Genomic DNA, 14,555 nt, shown 5'->3' with positions numbered 1-14,555 from the left:
GGATACAGCTTTTTTTGAACCATTGGTTCATTTAATAATATTTCCATGATTTTTCATATACTTCAATAAGATTCGGCCGAATTAATGTATTGGGTCTTAACTCAACTGGATGTCCGCTCTCGTCTTCAATTTTGGCATCCTCATCTTTTCCAAACCGGGCAAGCGCCGGCAAAAGCTCCGTTGTTAAATAACGGGTCTCTGCTTTTATTTGTAAATCTTTGAGAGAAATCGGATGGCGTGAAGCAAGAACAAATCCCCAGCCGCCGAAACTTGGAACATCAACATGAAGATTATTTGTTGAAAGCCCTGCTGCCTGTATCGTTCTATCAATGGTCCAGTATACTTGTGGGGCAAAAACTGGGCTTGTCGCCTGGACCATTATTGCTCCGCCGGGAGTTAAATGGTTGCGAAGCAGCGAATAAAATTCCATCGTATACAATTTGTTAAGCGATTCATTATTCGGGTCAGGCAAATCCACCAGAATAACATCATAGAAACCATCTGATTCTTCCAGAAAGCGAAAGGCATCTTGATGAACGGCTTCCACCTTTTTATTTGTAAGAGAGCGTTTATTTAACTCTGTTAATAAATGATGCGTATTAGCAAGCTCCACCATTTTAGGATCAAGGTCTACCAGAGTGATAGAGCGCGTATCTTTATATTTTAATACTTCCCTGACAGCAAGCCCATCTCCCCCGCCGAGAATCAATATACGCTGATGGCCGCCCGCTGCTGACATAGCCGGATGAACAAGTGTTTCATGGTAGCGATGTTCATCTGCTGAACTAAATTGTAGCTGTCCATCTAAATAAAGCCGCGTGTCTCCTTCTTCTCTTGTTAATACAATTTGCTGATAACTCGTTTGCTCTGAATAAACAATTGGATCTTTGTATAGCTTTTGTTCAAAGTGAAAAGCTGCTTCTTCCCCCATTAAAATGCCGATGATGATCAATAAAAGCAAAAGACCTCCTGCTCCTGCATGCAAAGAAAACCGATTCAGTTCCTTCCTGAATTTCACGGCTACCCAAAGCGCAACCGCCACATTAATCATTGCCACGATGAAGGCCGTTTTCACGAGGCCAAAATAAGGGCGCAGCAAAAACAAAAATAGCAGTCCGCCAATGAGCCCGCCTGCATAATCGGAAAACAACACTTTTGCTGTACTTTTATGCAAAGCAACACCAATGTCATTGGCTTTGCGGATTAAAACCGGCAATTCCACACCTGTTAAGGCACCAACAATAAGTGTAACTGTATATAAAAAGAGCGCATCCGTTCCATCCGGTAAATAAGCCGTTACGCCAAACAAGAGCAAAGCTGAAAATCCGCCAATGAGTCCAATGCCATATTCAATCCAAATAAAGGAGAGGACGAGCTGCTTTGTGATTTTTTCACTTATAAAGGCACCGATGCCCATGCCAGTTAAGAATAGCGAGATTGTTAGCGTGTATTGCTTTACGCCATCTCCAAGTATGTAAGAGCCAAGAGCACCAAACAGCACTTCAAAAATAATGCCACATATTGAAACAATGCCTGATGCCCAGTAAATACTACTGCTTTGTTTTAACAATTCTTTTTTATCCATTTGCGTGCCACCTGTCATGCGCTCCTATGTAATAGACGCGCCAATTACAAACGAAAGTCCAACAGAAACACAGAAAGAAACAATCCCAACAGCCGTATTACGTGCTTTCAGCTGTTCTTGTACTGAGAAGTTGCGCGTAAACAGTTCAAATAACAAATAAGCAGCCATTTGCAAAACAACTCCATATCCACCCCAGATTAACGTTTCTACAATCGTATCATTATGAAGGATAGAGAACATTAAAATAATACAGATACCGATGATTTTCCCACCGATAGACAATGCTACAGCAATGTTAGCTTCTTTAATTTCATGCCAATCTTTATATTTTCTCGTAACCATCTCAAAAATAAATAAACCAGCCAATACAATTAAAATGGCTACAGCAAAATAAAGGAAGGTTAATAAAAACGGATTCATATCATTTCTCCTCTACTGAGTAATCAATTATTTTCCTGTGCCCGGACCCCCGCCTCGAAAAGTAGAACCACGTCCGGCTGCTCCAGGATTCCATCTACCAGTCGAACCATAGCCGCCATAGCAATCGTTATTGTAAGCTGAATTGCAGCGCGAGCGCTGATCACGGTCCCAGCCTCCTCCAAACATATTGCTTAACATGTTTCCAAGGAGCATCCCTTGAAAGAAGCCCGGATGATAATGATTACGGACAAATTCCTGGTCAGACACTTCGATTAGTGTCTGGTCCGGCTCTTTAGGTGCCTCAGTTAAAATGACGAATTGATCATCATAAATAAGCACTTGTTTACCATTTACATACTTTCCAATTTCATCAGGCTCCTGCACCTGGATCAGTTCATCCGCTACCTCTTTCACTTGTTGATCTTCAGCCAAGTAAACATAAGAATCTTCTGCAGCTTGGCTGCGAACGACATCAATCAGCGAATAATTATCTGATATGTAGTCTTCTATTTGTACCGATCCGCAGCCTGCTAACAAAACGGCCGCGGAGGTAAATAAAGTAACTAACAATAATAGTTGTTTTTTCATGGAAAACACTCCAATAAAAAGAGGAAAGAATTACTCTTTCCCTAATTTTTTCTTTAGTGCAGCTAGCTCCTCATCAATTGCACTGTTCGTTTTCAACGCATCCAGTTCCTCATCAATCCCACGTGAAGAAGACCTTAAGTCATCAGATGTTTCCGCTTCCGCTTCATACTGCAATACTTTTTCTTCCATGCGCTCAAATCCCCGACGAGATTCATCCCCACCAATGGAAGACATCGCCCGGTTCATTTTAGTTCTTGTCTTCGCTGATTCAGCACGAGCCTTCAGCGAATCTTTTTTCAGTTTCATTTCCTGATATTCCCTCTTCATTTCATCAAGCTTTTCCCGTAAAACAGCCGCATCTTGCGACGCCTGTTCATAAGCTGAGCGCATTGATTCAGCCTGGCCTTCATACACTTTTTTATCTTCAAGAGCACGGCGGGCAAGATCCTCGTTTCCTGCTTCCAACGCAGTAATAGCTTGCTGCTGGCGTTTTTCTACCATGTTATTGGCTTCATCCAGCTTCTTTTTCAGCATTTTTTCATTAGCAATCTGCTTAGCCACAGCCGTTTCTGCATCGCGGATGTCCATTTCCATTTCCCGCATAAACTGGTCAAGCATTTTCACCGGATCTTCCGCTTTGTCTAAAGCTGCATTTAATTCTGATCCTACGTAGGTCTTCATTCTTTTAAAAAATTGAAACATGTTTACTCCTCCCAGTTAGTTAGCTTCCCGCTAAAATTTTTAGTTCATATTCTTCAATGGCATAACCATAGCTTACTTCTACTTCGCTGCCCCATATTTCAACAGACAAAAAATGCTCTTCGGAATCATCTTCAAAATCAAAGTACTTTAATTCTTTTCCATGCACATTCTGGCTGCGCCCTTCTCCTTTAACGTACGCCTTACCGCTCTCTATCATTCTATATTCTCGGCCATCATAGGTGATTTTTTTAGGAATTGGCTCTTCAAGCGGCAGTTTAACAGCGCGATACATTCCAAGTTCTAATTCATCATCCATTTCCACAGCGAGCCATAAAACTCCGGTTTCTCCTTGCAATTGATAAGCATCCCACATAAAGCCGCTGTCATTATAATGAAGCTTCCCCGTTACTTGGTAATCCAGCAGATCATATGTAACAATATCACCGACCTGTAGGTTTAAAACGGTTCTTTCTTCTACCTTCACCGTCTCTTTTTCTTTTTTAAACAACCGGTCAAAAAACCCCATATTTTCACCTCCATGTACTAGCGCTTCTTCATAAGAATTCTCTAATCTCTTTATGATATACGCTCTTTTCTGTATGTGGTTTCACTATTTTGTATTTTATTCATATTTTTTACTTTCAGTCATTTATGGTGTAAAAACATTTATATGTTCCTTTAACACTTGAAGAGTGACTGGAACTTTCTCCCCCGTATCACCGTCCACATTTGCTTTTAACCGTACGCTTGAAGAAATGGTTACTTGGCTGGAGCGAAAATAGAGAACATCGGGATCTTTTTTTAAATTGCCCTTCAACAGGTTGGCTATCACTCGAACAAGCTTCGGAAGAGCTGTATCTTTAATAATAAAACAGTGCAATTTGCCATCATCCGTTTTTGCTTCCGGCGCTATATTTTCAAAGCCGCCAACAGAATTCGTTAAAGCAGCAAGGAATAGCAGCGCCTCTCCCTCCCACTGTTGTTCATCAGCGATAACGGCCGCATCAAATGATGTTTTATGAACGAGTGTTTTTGCGCCTTCCAAAAAATAAGCAAATGATCCAAGCACTGTTTTTTGTCCGGCTGATACATCTGCCGTTGATTCAGCGATCTCGCCAAGAGCTACGATATTTAAAAAGTAGCGATTATTGATTTTTCCGATATCCGTTTTCTGAAGTTTACTTCCTCCAATGATAGCGATTGCCTCTTCGGGATCAAGTGGAATACCTAGTGCCCTGGCAAAATCATTTATCGTACCAAGCGGGACGATACCGAGTGCCGGTCTGTACTCTTTTTCCGCCAGACCATTTATTGTTTCACTCAGCGTCCCATCTCCTCCGATTGAAACGACTGCCTCATACTTGTTCGCACAAGCCTCTGATGCCCATGTTACCGCATCACCTTCTTTGCTCGTCAAACGGATATCCACTCTATATTCCTTGCTCTCCAATTGTCGACGGATCTTTTTTAAATAAATCTCTGCCTCTTCTTTTCCTGAAGAAGGATTGGCAATAACCATTGCTTTCTTCATTCAGCTTTCCCCCCATTTGGCTCCTCTTTCCCATCGTCTATTTGTGACTTGCGGTAACGATAAAAGAGCGCTGTTCCCATTTCTTCATTCAGCAATTTCTCCATCTGTTCCAGATCCTCTCTTGTTACCACCGGATCCTTTTCTGACCAGTTGACAATATAAATAAAATAAAATTGGTTAATCGTTCGGAAAATAACATTCGAATTAGGAAACTTATCAAAAACAGCCTTAATGTTATACCGACGGGAATAGGTCCACCTTTTCAGCTTCATAAGCAATCCACCCATTGATCAAATAATATCCTTTATATACCCTTTTCTCTGCTTTTTCAACTGAGGGTTTCAGCAAATCTTTTAAGCTCTTCTCGACAAAACTACTGATCAATCAACAAAAGTAGTGAAAGGAATTTATTTATTCCTATGGAAAGTAGTAATAACAGTCTATTGTCCCGGAATCAGCCGCTTGAGGAAGTACCACATAACTAATTAACGGAGGGATGAACATGGAGCAGGCTTATTTCAGCTCGGAAGTAGCCAAGAGCCTTGGAGTCGGTGCAAGCACACTCCGAAAGTATGCGCTAGCGTTAGAAGATGCCGGTTATCGTTTTGATAGAGGGTTAAATAATTCCCGTGTCTTTTATCAAAAGGATATTATTACTGTCCAGCGTCTGCTGAAACTTATACAGGAACAAAATATGGCCCTTGAAACAGCGATTGAGCTGGCAATGAAGGTGGAGCCGGAAAAAAAAGAAGAAGCGAAAAAATAGTCCATACCCCGGCTGAAAATGATGAATTACATGAGCGGATTGCCCGGCTTGAGCAACAGCAAGAGACACTGATCGAAGTAAACAAAGAACTTGTTAAAGAACTTGCCCAATATCAAAGATGGATGAAGGAGAAATTGGAACACCAGGAGATAGCTATTCGTGATCGCCTGTTGCTAAATGGCCTGCAGCCTCCTCCTATAAAAAGAGAGCCGCCCAAATATCGACTTCCTTCTTTGTTTTCTATTTTTAGAGGAAAGAAGAATGAAGCCACTTTTAATTAAGCGGCTTCTCAGTCTGTTGGCAAACGCTCGCATTCTTCATTACTCACCTGTCTGTAGCACTTATGGTCCTCCTGGTTCTCCATTCTTCATCAAGCTTTGCGCCTCGAAAGACAAATATTTTCGATCACATTCATGTGCATGATAAAAATTTCAGCTGCGCACGCCAAAGCCACTTTTAACAAGGTGGCTTTCATTTTATTTTGCAGGAATTCTGACATTTGTGTAGAATTAGGTTCAACATTATGTTTAAAAGGGAGCCTTTATAGAATGAAAAAGCAGTCTTTTTTGATTTAGATGACACACTTTTAAATGATCGCAAAAGTATTCAAACCGCCTTCGATGTGACATGCGGCGACTTAGAACAGAAATATGGAATTCAAAAGGATGCCATTGAATCCTCTATCAGAGAAGCAGCACGAAAGCAATACCAGAAATATTCTTTTTACCCGGTTACGCTTCATCTTGGCATTAATCCATTTGAGGGGCTTTGGGGAGATTTTGGGGACGTCCATCACTGGCAGCTGCGCCAGATGGGCAAAGATATTAGTGACTATCAATTAAACACATGGAAAAACGGCTTAGAGTCCGTCGGCATTCAAGGGGCGGAAGAATGGGCAAGAGAGCGATTTCGAGAAGTACGCCGCTACTCTCCCTTCTTATATGATGACACCATTACAGTGCTTGATAAGCTGAGAGAAAATGACTTCCGACTTTTGCTTTTAACGAATGGCGCTCCATCCCTTCAACTGGAAAAGTTAACGATGACGCCAGAGCTTGTGCCTTATTTTGAACATATCGTCATTTCAGGAAACTTTGGATTTGGAAAACCAGACCCATCTATCTTTACTCATGCATTAAAACTGATGGATGTATCACGTGAAGAGGCTATCATGATTGGCGACAACTTAGGGACGGATATTCTTGGTGCTACTCGTATTGGCATGGATTCTATCCTTATTGATCACGGTGATGATAGAAAAGTAGAAGGAGCCAAGCCAACTTATACAGTTCGCACCCTAAGTGAAGTGGCTGATACTCTCCAAAAATTAGCAAGTGTCTAATAGGTTTTCTTCTTCTCAAAAAGGGAATAGAATAGCACATCCCTTTTATACATATCAGGGGAAGAAGGAAAAGGAGAGAGAAACATGACCAGCCATTTAAAACAAAATGCGCAGGAAAACCAAATGCCTCAGGCTTCTAAATTAGAGATAAAAGTATTCGATGAGCAAGGAATTTTTCCATTTAGAGAAAAAGTCTTGTCATCGAAACGTGTATATGAAATTCATGATGAAACATTACGGACACCCCTTGAAAAAGCAGAAGTGTTCGAACAGCTTTTGAAAGTGCCTAATAAATGTGAGCTTTGGATTGTACCCGTTACAACAGAAACTTCCGCATTAACTCAATCCCTTAAGGAAGAAAGAACGAGTGCTTTATTTGATTTGCTCGCTTCTATTAAGGATAAAATGCAATTTGATCAGACATTTCTTATTGTTGACGATCAATGTGCTACAAATATCTGCAGCCAGCTAAAAGAGCTCGGTTACACATTTACAGAGAAAACAGAAGAAGAACTACAGCAAGTTCAAGTGGAATTTTAAAACAGCGACGGGCTTTTGCCCGTCGCTGTTTTTTATTAGTGGACGAAAGAAGACTGTTCTCATACTTCAAATTTCAATCTATCTTGTTTGAGCTGGCCTGACTGCTGGGTTAGTAAAACTTCATACAGAAGTGCTCCTATTGGATGCAAGGGCCACTTCTCCTCTCTCTTCCATTCATCCATACTCGAAGATCACCACACGGGTTATTGAGCGATTGATGCTTATTTATTTTTTCTTTGCAATACCTCTGCTAGTGAGGAAGAAAATGAAAAAGACCAATTATTTTGGAGGGAGTTCATTATCTGAGAATGATGCGGCTTCATTCCGACTACTTCAATCTCGGCACCACTCATATATCTTAGCATAGTGAAAAGTTCAAGCAGCTTATCCACGCCCTCCTTTTCTATTTGTCCAACCGCAGTAAAATCCACTACAATATGGCTATAATCTCCCTCATAAGCGGACTGCAATGCCTTTCCAGTAATGGCTTCCAGCTTTTCCTTCGTTATGTCACCGAAAAGAGGAATAAATGCTAAACCGGAAGACAACGCAATAAATGGACCAGACAGCTCTCTTAAACGAATTAGAGTTCTTTCTAATTCCTCTTTTTTTCAAATAGCTCGAAGTTTGTAGAAGACAAACGTTTTTGCAAAGATAAAAGACGGTCTTCCAAATGCTTATTCAGCTGGTCTTTCACGAGCAGAACCATATGCCCGTTTGATTGTTCATCCCACGATAAATGAATATCAAATAGCTGGATTGAATTTATCTTTGTCTTAAAATTTGCTTCGATTTTTTGTGGATTTTCTCGCTTAAAAATAAATGTTTTAACCTTTTCTTCACTCGCCTTATCTACCAGGGCTAAAATATTTCCCTCATTAATATGAAAAAGATTAGCGGCTGCATCTGAATAAGCTAAAATGACTCCCTCTTTATTAATTTGAAAATAGGGGAGAGGAAATGGCTGATTATAAGGAGACATTCGACTCCCCCTCTATCCTGTTATTCTTCAACCATAAATGAGCGGCCTGCAAATCCTCAAAAATTATTGTGCTTTCTGAGCAATACGGCTTTAGATCATACATGCCGGCCAATCTTCCTCCAAGAATAATAGCGGGCCGGGAAGGTAAATCAGAAAACCGCTCGATATAATCTTGTAAATGCGGAAGATGGTATACGATCGCTACTGATAAGCCAATTACATCTGGCTGCCATTTATGAGCGGTTGTCAGTGCCGATTCTAAAGGCAGGTCAGAACCGAAAAAACGAACGCTCCAGCCTGACTCCACAAATAGGCTGCTCACCATTTTTAATCCGAGGTAATGGCGTTCCCCCTGCGGACATAAAAACATGGCTTTTTTGTTGACTGAAGGTTGTTCCTTCTGCCATGGGAACAATCGCGATAAGACAAAGTCACAGGTACCGGTAGCCAAATGCTCATCAGCCACCGTAATCTTATTATTTTCCCACAGCTCTCCTACATGCCTCATTGCAGGTGTAACAAGCTGATTAAATAGTTCCAACGTGGTCAACTGCTTTCGATGTTTAATAAAATCTATGGATGCCAGCGCATCACCTTCCAGTAAATATTCGGCAAACTCACGTGCTTCCTCGCTCATCTCCCTCACCTCACTTGCCTCTCTAGCAGCGAATAAGCTATATCATTGCTGCAGAGCGAATATAGCCTCACTTAGATAGAAAAGACCTTTTTCATTTTCCTGTTCTCCATTTTCGATCAACAGTTGCTGGATAATCGTAAAGTTATCAATTAAATGCCGGGTGCTCATCCCATGCTTCGTTAAGATGCCATTCAACCAAAGAGCATAGTCGATAAAAAATTGCTCGTTATCTAAAAGCAAAGCGCTCTCCAGCTGTTTGATATGATGATTGTTATCTTCGAGACACTTTGCCTTTCCTTCTTCTCCAAACCGGGAAAGAAGAGCGGGCTCACGCTTATAAATTTCGGCCGTTGCCTTTTCCGCTAATGTCGCCTTCCAGCCCTTTTTCATGTAGCCACCACTTTAAACTGGCGGACAGTTGGAATAACGGCGGACAGCTCTTTGTCCGGATAGTTTTTTTCCAATTCGTGAATTTTTTTAAATTCTTCACTGCGCACCCACGATAAATAGGCGCCTTTTGTTTGAAAAGCCAGTTGGACCGTCAGTTCGCCTGGTTTTTTATCATTTTGCAGCAATAAGAAATGCTGAAAGCCTTCTGTCTTGTCTACCAAACGCGAACGATTCTTATAGATAGAGATTACTTCTTCTGCCTGGTGATCCCCCACAGAAAATGTCGAGTGAACAACATACACATTAAATCCCCCTTCTTCTACGGTATATGTACTACTCTATCACTTCCACTTCCTGTTAATCTATTATATTGTTTATTTTTAAAGAATGTAAAAAACGGCACTGCTCTCCAGTACCGTTTCTGCATCTTGTATTCTTGATTGAGTTAAGTAGCCCTTTGTACGTTTGAATGAATGGTTTTTGACTGGCTGGCAGACAAAAGTGCCGGGTTTGTCAGTACCTCTATCACAGCCGGGCGCCCGCTCGCTTTTGCTCTTTCCAAAGCCGGCAGAAAATCTTCATTTTTTGTCACTTGTTCCCCGTGACAGCCAAATAGTTTGGCTAGCTCGGCAAAATTAGCATTGGATAACTCTGTTGCTACGACTCTTCCCGGAAAGTGCTTTTCCTGATGGGCCCGGATCGTTCCATACATATTATTATTAATGACAATAGCGATGACTGGAACCTGGATGCGAACAGCCGTTTCAAGCTCCTGCATCGTCATCATGAAGCCTCCATCCCCGGAAAAAGAAACAACCATTTTGCCCGGCTGCGCTATCTTTGCGCCAATGGCCGCTGGCAGCCCATATCCCATCGCACCTGACGTTGGCCCAATATAAGTGTTCTGACGGTCAAAGCGGTAATAGCGTGACAGCCAGCCAAAAAAGTTGCCGGCATCGCTTGTTAGAATGGTATCTTTCGGAAATATACGCATCATATCATAAAGCATGCCATCCATATCAACGTATTGTTCTGAATAATCTTTTGGTGCCGATGAAAAAGTGAGATACGCTGCATGTAACCTTTCGACTACCCGCTCCTTCGCTTCATCCTTCGTAGGGACTGATACTTCCAAAGCTTTTTGCAAAAACTGTTTGACGTCTGCTGTAATACCAAGAACAGGCGGATATACTTTGCCAATGCTATCAGGAGAAATATCCACTTGAATCAGCTTCGTCTGTTCGCCGAGCAGCGTATAGTCCTGCGTAGTCACTTGAGAAAAACGAGTGCCTAATGCTATTACCAAATCAGCATTTTTAATGTAATCGAGCAATTCTTTGTCCGAACCAAAGCCAAGCCAGCCGGCATAATGTGAATGGCTATTTGGGAATGCATCAAACCGACGGAAGGCTGTGGCCACAGGAACATTCATTGTTTCTGCAAAGCGGACGAGCAGGTCAGCTGATTTTGTCCGGGTCACTCCTCCGCCTGCAATGATAATAGGCCGTGCAGCTTCCCGAATCTTTTCCAGAACAACGTGAACAGCTTCATCAGCAGGCTTAGGCACATATTCATCCTGCACGTGCTGCTCTATATATTCTGCGGTATCTTCAAGCATATCGTGAGGCAAAGAAACAACTACTGGTCCTGGACGGCCGGACTTCGCTATATAGAACGCCCGGTGAAGTAACTCCGGAATCCTTTCAATGGATTCAATTTCTACTGTCCATTTACACAAATGACTGAAAAATGCTGTGAATTCTACTTCCTGGAATGCTTCCTTTCCTTTGAATGGCCGTTCCACCTGTCCAATTAAAGCGACGAGCGGCGTAGAGTCCTGCATAGCCGTATGCAAACCGATGGAAAGATTCGCTGCGCCCGGCCCCCGTGTAGCCATGCAAACCCCTGTGCCTCCCGATACTTTTGCATAAGCTTCTGCCATAAAAGATGCCCCGCCCTCATGACGGGTAGAAATCAGTTGGATAGACGGGTGCTCATACAGCGCATCAATGACTCCAAGGTAACTCTCTCCAGGCACACAAAAAGCTTTTTTAACCCCCTCCTTTTCCATTACTTTTACAATCGTTTGCCCTCCGGATAATTTTGTCATTTACCTCCCTACTTTCTCTTAGAATACGCACTTGACAAATTTCTAAATAGTTCGTCTATTTAACTCGGAAATATGGTATACTCTGGTCAATATTCTATCTTTTAAGCTGGCTATTTCGGAAAACAAGGGGTGCTGTCAGTGAAAATTTTAGAGCATATTGCTCAGGACATCGCAGAAAAAACAAGCGCTGTTTTAGGTTATCCAATCAGCATTACAGATAACGAAGGATATATTATCGGATCAACTGATAAGGAAAGGCTGGGACTCTTCCACCGTCCTTCACTTGACGTTATTAGAAAAAAGGGCTTAATTAATTGTCGCAATGAAGGAATCGGACAAATCCTTCCAGGTGTTTCTGTACCAATCATGATTAATAATAAAGCCATCGGCGTGCTTGGAATCGTCGGAAAACCTGAAGAAGTTGAGAAATATGCTCAGCTTGTAAAGAATCAAGTCGAAATGATGTGCCAGGATGCCTTTCGCAAAGAAATGAAAGAGCTGGAATCGAAAATGGTTGAAGTGTTTATCCAGCAAATTATTCATTATGACACAGACGAACGAGATGAGCGGATGATCCAGTATGCTAAAACACTCGGCTACAACCAGGAAATCTATCGAACGTGCATTTTAATAGACATTCATCGCTCTTTGCCTGTGCAAACCAACTCAAATGAGGTTTATGACCCTTATTCACTTCCGTATTTTCAAAGAGATCTATTGGACTATCTTTATTTAATTTTTCATGATTCCGAAGAAGACATTCTTTCCTTCATTAATATTGAGCGATTAATTATTGTCAAACCTATCACAACAGAGCAAGCTTACACAGCTCTCGTTTCCTCTCTGGAGCAAAGGCTCCAAAAGCTAAATAATTTCTTGCAAACGAAGTATTACTTAGCCGCCTCCATCGCGATTGGCGATGTACAAAAAGGAATCAGGGGCATTGCTGAGTCGTTCCGCAATGCTGAAAAGACGATGATTTTTGGAAGAAAAGGAGATACCGGCTTAGGCATTTTTATTTATAATGAAAAACAGACAACTTTCCAACTGCTGCCGAAAGAAATCACTCCTGAACTTCAAAGAAAGCTTTTAAATATCGTTCAGCCTCTTGCTGATCTCGATAATTATGAAGTACTGTCTACGACTTTTCTTAAATATTGTGAGTACAATTTAAATTTAAGCGAGGCAGCGCGCAACATGTTTATTCACCGCAATACAATTATTTACCGATTGGAACGGATAAGCGAAGCGACCGGCATAGACACGGGAAGCTTTCAGGACTGCATGCTGCTTTACATGGCCATACGCTGCTATGAAGAAACGAAAGAGAAGTCGTTTCGTCCGGCGTAAGCGCTTCCCTGAAAAAAACAAGCAGAAATGCAATCACGCTTTTTGCGAGGCATTCCTGCTTGTTTTTATGGTTAATAGAAGGAATTAATAGTTATCAATTTGCGCTCGCTGAATTTTTCCGCTGTAGTCTACATAAACAGACTTCCATTCAGTGTATACGTCCAGTGAAGCAACGCCGGAGTCACGATGCCCGTTTCCTGTTCCTTTCGTTCCTCCGAATGGCAGATGAATTTCCGCGCCTGTTGTTCCTGCATTAATATAAACAATCCCCGTATCCAAGTCTCTCATCGCCTGGAATGCCCGGTTGATATCAGCCGTAAAAATAGAGCTGGATAATCCAAATTCAACGCTGTTATTTACTTCAATGGCTTCTTCCAGGCTTTTCACCGGAATAATAGAAACGACCGGTCCGAAAATTTCTTCCTGGGCAATTCTCATATCGGATTTGACGTCAGTGAACAAAGTCGGTGCATAGAAATTCCCTTTATCTAAACCATTTTCAGTTAGAATTTCTCCGCCTTTTAACAGTTTTGCCCCCTCGTCTTTACCGATTTTGACATATTCATGTATTCTCTCAAGCGATGAACGGTTAATGACAGGACCTACATCGATCGACTCATCCAATCCGTCGCCGATCTTCAATGTTTCCATGCGCTTCAGCAACTTCTGCTCCAGCTCTTCCTTCACAGACTCATGGACGATAATTCGGCTGCAAGCTGTACATCTTTGTCCGCTCGTGCCAAATGCACTCCATACGATTCCATCTACTGCAAGGTCAATATCCGCGTCTTCAAGCACAGTTACTGCATTTTTTCCGCCCATCTCAAGCGATGTACGTTTCAGAAGCTCACCAGCACGTCCATTAATCTCCTTGCCGACTTCATTGGAGCCTGTAAATGACACGATATCGATATCCGGATGCTCAACGATCGCATTTCCTACCTCGCCTCCAGAACCATAGACAAGGTTCAACAAACCTTTCGGCAAGCCAGCTTTTTCATAGATTTTTGCAAACTCTCCGGCTAGAAATGGGGTTTCAGAGGCCGGCTTCCAAACAACCGCATTTCCAGTTACAAGCGCCGGCAATGACTTCCAGGAAGCGATCGCAATCGGGAAGTTCCAGGGAGTAATCAACCCGGCAATGCCAACAGGAACACGGACGCTCATCGCAAATTTGTTGTGCAGCTCTGAAGGCACTGTGTCGCCAAACATGCGCCGGCCTTCTCCGGCCATGTAAAACGCCATGTCGATCGCTTCTTGTACCTCTCCTCGCGCTTCCGCAATCACTTTTCCCATTTCTGTTGTCAGAATCTGCGCTAACTCTTCTTTGCGCTCTTTTAACAAATAAGCAACTTTATATAAAACCTCCGCACGTTCTGGAGCTGGTACGTTACGCCACTTTTTTTGCGCTGCTTTTGCCGCCTGGACAGCTTTATCCACATCCGCTTTTGTCGAGGCAACTACCTCTCCCAATACTTCTCCATTGACCGGATTTGTATTTTGCGTAAATCTGCCTGATTCAGACTCTACCCATTCACCGTTAATAAAATTTAAGTATTTTTTTACCGCTGTATCTTTTTGAACTGCATCTTTTACCGTTTGATTATTCATG

General features: G+C 42.1%; 17 protein-coding genes and 1 pseudogene. 4 read left to right on the top strand and 14 right to left on the bottom strand.

Features of this window, described 5'->3' with window-relative positions; genetic code table 11:
- Nucleotides 1-31: 31 nt before the first annotated feature.
- The 7 genes from CJ483_RS15480 to CJ483_RS15450 form a co-directional block, all read right to left on the bottom strand.
- Nucleotides 32-1,585: a polyamine aminopropyltransferase gene (locus CJ483_RS15480; RefSeq protein WP_120036058.1), complete on the bottom strand. Its 1,554-nt coding sequence runs from the start codon at nucleotides 1,583-1,585 to the stop codon at nucleotides 32-34.
- Nucleotides 1,586-1,609: 24 nt separating this feature from the next.
- Complete coding sequence (locus CJ483_RS15475; protein ID WP_120036057.1) at nucleotides 1,610-2,005, bottom strand: DUF350 domain-containing protein; 396 nt, start codon at nucleotides 2,003-2,005, stop codon at nucleotides 1,610-1,612.
- 27 nt (nucleotides 2,006-2,032) lie between these two features.
- Complete coding sequence (locus tag CJ483_RS15470; protein ID WP_120036056.1) at nucleotides 2,033-2,593, bottom strand: DUF4247 domain-containing protein; 561 nt, start codon at nucleotides 2,591-2,593, stop codon at nucleotides 2,033-2,035.
- Between the two features lie 30 nt (nucleotides 2,594-2,623).
- Entirely contained in the window at nucleotides 2,624-3,295 is a 672-nt protein-coding gene (locus CJ483_RS15465; protein WP_120036055.1) for a PspA/IM30 family protein, read from the bottom strand.
- 19 nt (nucleotides 3,296-3,314) lie between these two features.
- The gene (locus tag CJ483_RS15460) at nucleotides 3,315-3,821 is read right to left on the bottom strand and encodes a DUF4178 domain-containing protein (protein WP_120036054.1); all 507 of its coding nucleotides are present in this window, start codon (nucleotides 3,819-3,821) and stop codon (nucleotides 3,315-3,317) included.
- A 123-nt stretch (nucleotides 3,822-3,944) separates the two neighbouring features.
- On the bottom strand, nucleotides 3,945-4,826 hold the full coding sequence (locus CJ483_RS15455) for a diacylglycerol/lipid kinase family protein (RefSeq protein WP_120036053.1): 882 nt from the start codon (nucleotides 4,824-4,826) through the stop codon (nucleotides 3,945-3,947).
- A complete protein-coding gene (locus CJ483_RS15450) occupies nucleotides 4,823-5,098 on the bottom strand; it encodes a hypothetical protein (protein WP_120036052.1) in 276 nt (91 codons plus the stop codon). Before CJ483_RS15450 ends, CJ483_RS15455 begins: the two co-directional genes overlap by 4 nt.
- A gap of 230 nt (nucleotides 5,099-5,328) precedes the next feature.
- Here CJ483_RS15450 and CJ483_RS15445 point away from each other — a divergent pair, with 230 nt between their 5' ends.
- The 3 genes and pseudogenes from CJ483_RS15445 to CJ483_RS15435 all read left to right on the top strand — a co-directional run bounded on the left by CJ483_RS15445 (nucleotide 5,329) and on the right by CJ483_RS15435 (nucleotide 7,474).
- On the top strand, nucleotides 5,329-5,592 hold the full coding sequence (locus tag CJ483_RS15445; RefSeq protein ID WP_120036051.1) for a hypothetical protein: 264 nt from the start codon (nucleotides 5,329-5,331) through the stop codon (nucleotides 5,590-5,592).
- A 553-nt stretch (nucleotides 5,593-6,145) separates the two neighbouring features.
- A pseudogene (locus CJ483_RS15440) lies at nucleotides 6,146-6,934 on the top strand (HAD family hydrolase); the annotation flags it as partial.
- 84 nt (nucleotides 6,935-7,018) lie between these two features.
- A complete protein-coding gene (locus CJ483_RS15435) occupies nucleotides 7,019-7,474 on the top strand; it encodes a hypothetical protein (RefSeq protein WP_120036050.1) in 456 nt (151 codons plus the stop codon).
- Nucleotides 7,475-7,695: 221 nt separating this feature from the next.
- Here the strand turns inward: CJ483_RS15435 and CJ483_RS15430 are convergent, their stop codons facing one another.
- The 6 genes from CJ483_RS15430 to CJ483_RS15405 all read right to left on the bottom strand — a co-directional run bounded on the left by CJ483_RS15430 (nucleotide 7,696) and on the right by CJ483_RS15405 (nucleotide 11,593).
- Entirely contained in the window at nucleotides 7,696-8,022 is a 327-nt protein-coding gene (locus tag CJ483_RS15430; RefSeq protein ID WP_120036049.1) for an STAS domain-containing protein, read from the bottom strand.
- A 47-nt stretch (nucleotides 8,023-8,069) separates the two neighbouring features.
- Nucleotides 8,070-8,456, bottom strand: a complete 387-nt coding sequence (locus CJ483_RS15425) for a PAS domain-containing protein (protein WP_120036048.1) — start codon at nucleotides 8,454-8,456, stop codon at nucleotides 8,070-8,072.
- Complete coding sequence (locus CJ483_RS15420; RefSeq protein WP_120036047.1) at nucleotides 8,443-9,093, bottom strand: cobalamin B12-binding domain-containing protein; 651 nt, start codon at nucleotides 9,091-9,093, stop codon at nucleotides 8,443-8,445. The genes CJ483_RS15425 and CJ483_RS15420 overlap by 14 nt, the downstream gene beginning before the upstream one ends.
- Before the next feature lie 42 nt (nucleotides 9,094-9,135).
- Nucleotides 9,136-9,483, bottom strand: a complete 348-nt coding sequence (locus tag CJ483_RS15415) for a globin family protein (protein ID WP_120036046.1) — start codon at nucleotides 9,481-9,483, stop codon at nucleotides 9,136-9,138.
- Complete coding sequence (locus tag CJ483_RS15410; protein ID WP_120036045.1) at nucleotides 9,480-9,785, bottom strand: antibiotic biosynthesis monooxygenase family protein; 306 nt, start codon at nucleotides 9,783-9,785, stop codon at nucleotides 9,480-9,482. The genes CJ483_RS15415 and CJ483_RS15410 overlap by 4 nt, the downstream gene beginning before the upstream one ends.
- A gap of 143 nt (nucleotides 9,786-9,928) precedes the next feature.
- Nucleotides 9,929-11,593 carry a thiamine pyrophosphate-dependent enzyme gene (locus CJ483_RS15405; protein WP_120036044.1) on the bottom strand — a complete coding sequence of 555 codons (1,665 nt, stop codon included), beginning with the start codon at nucleotides 11,591-11,593 and terminating at the stop codon, nucleotides 9,929-9,931.
- Between the two features lie 138 nt (nucleotides 11,594-11,731).
- On the opposite strand from CJ483_RS15405, the gene CJ483_RS15400 reads away from it, so the two are divergent.
- Nucleotides 11,732-12,943, top strand: a complete 1,212-nt coding sequence (locus CJ483_RS15400; protein WP_120036043.1) for a CdaR family transcriptional regulator — start codon at nucleotides 11,732-11,734, stop codon at nucleotides 12,941-12,943.
- 84 nt (nucleotides 12,944-13,027) lie between these two features.
- On the opposite strand, the gene CJ483_RS15395 is transcribed toward CJ483_RS15400, so the two are convergent.
- Nucleotides 13,028-14,554, bottom strand: coding sequence for an aldehyde dehydrogenase family protein (locus CJ483_RS15395; RefSeq protein ID WP_120036042.1), 1,527 nt, complete (start codon nucleotides 14,552-14,554; stop codon nucleotides 13,028-13,030).
- Between the last annotated feature and the right edge of the window lies 1 nt (nucleotide 14,555).

Source organism: Bacillus sp. PK3_68 (assembly GCF_003600835.1).
Lineage (GTDB): Bacteria > Bacillota > Bacilli > Bacillales > Domibacillaceae > Pseudobacillus.
This window is presented reverse-complemented; position numbering and strand designations above follow the sequence as displayed.

Bases quoted from the DNA above. Each gene is read 5' to 3' on its own strand.
- CJ483_RS15460 (WP_120036054.1), bottom strand. From the start codon at position 3,821: ATGGGGTTTTTTGACCGGTTGTTTAAAAAAGAAAAAGAGACGGTGAAG.
- CJ483_RS15435 (WP_120036050.1), top strand. From the start codon at position 7,019: ATGACCAGCCATTTAAAACAAAATGCGCAGGAAAACCAAATGCCTCAG.
- CJ483_RS15455 (WP_120036053.1), bottom strand. From the start codon at position 4,826: ATGAAGAAAGCAATGGTTATTGCCAATCCTTCTTCAGGAAAAGAAGAG.
- CJ483_RS15425 (WP_120036048.1), bottom strand. From the start codon at position 8,456: ATGTCTCCTTATAATCAGCCATTTCCTCTCCCCTATTTTCAAATTAAT.
- CJ483_RS15470 (WP_120036056.1), bottom strand. From the start codon at position 2,593: ATGAAAAAACAACTATTATTGTTAGTTACTTTATTTACCTCCGCGGCC.
- CJ483_RS15395 (WP_120036042.1), bottom strand. From the start codon at position 14,554: ATGAATAATCAAACGGTAAAAGATGCAGTTCAAAAAGATACAGCGGTA.
- CJ483_RS15465 (WP_120036055.1), bottom strand. From the start codon at position 3,295: ATGTTTCAATTTTTTAAAAGAATGAAGACCTACGTAGGATCAGAATTA.
- CJ483_RS15405 (WP_120036044.1), bottom strand. From the start codon at position 11,593: ATGACAAAATTATCCGGAGGGCAAACGATTGTAAAAGTAATGGAAAAG.
- CJ483_RS15475 (WP_120036057.1), bottom strand. From the start codon at position 2,005: ATGAATCCGTTTTTATTAACCTTCCTTTATTTTGCTGTAGCCATTTTA.
- CJ483_RS15420 (WP_120036047.1), bottom strand. From the start codon at position 9,093: ATGAGCGAGGAAGCACGTGAGTTTGCCGAATATTTACTGGAAGGTGAT.
- CJ483_RS15480 (WP_120036058.1), bottom strand. From the start codon at position 1,585: ATGGATAAAAAAGAATTGTTAAAACAAAGCAGTAGTATTTACTGGGCA.
- CJ483_RS15445 (WP_120036051.1), top strand. From the start codon at position 5,329: ATGGAGCAGGCTTATTTCAGCTCGGAAGTAGCCAAGAGCCTTGGAGTC.
- CJ483_RS15415 (WP_120036046.1), bottom strand. From the start codon at position 9,483: ATGAAAAAGGGCTGGAAGGCGACATTAGCGGAAAAGGCAACGGCCGAA.
- CJ483_RS15450 (WP_120036052.1), bottom strand. From the start codon at position 5,098: ATGAAGCTGAAAAGGTGGACCTATTCCCGTCGGTATAACATTAAGGCT.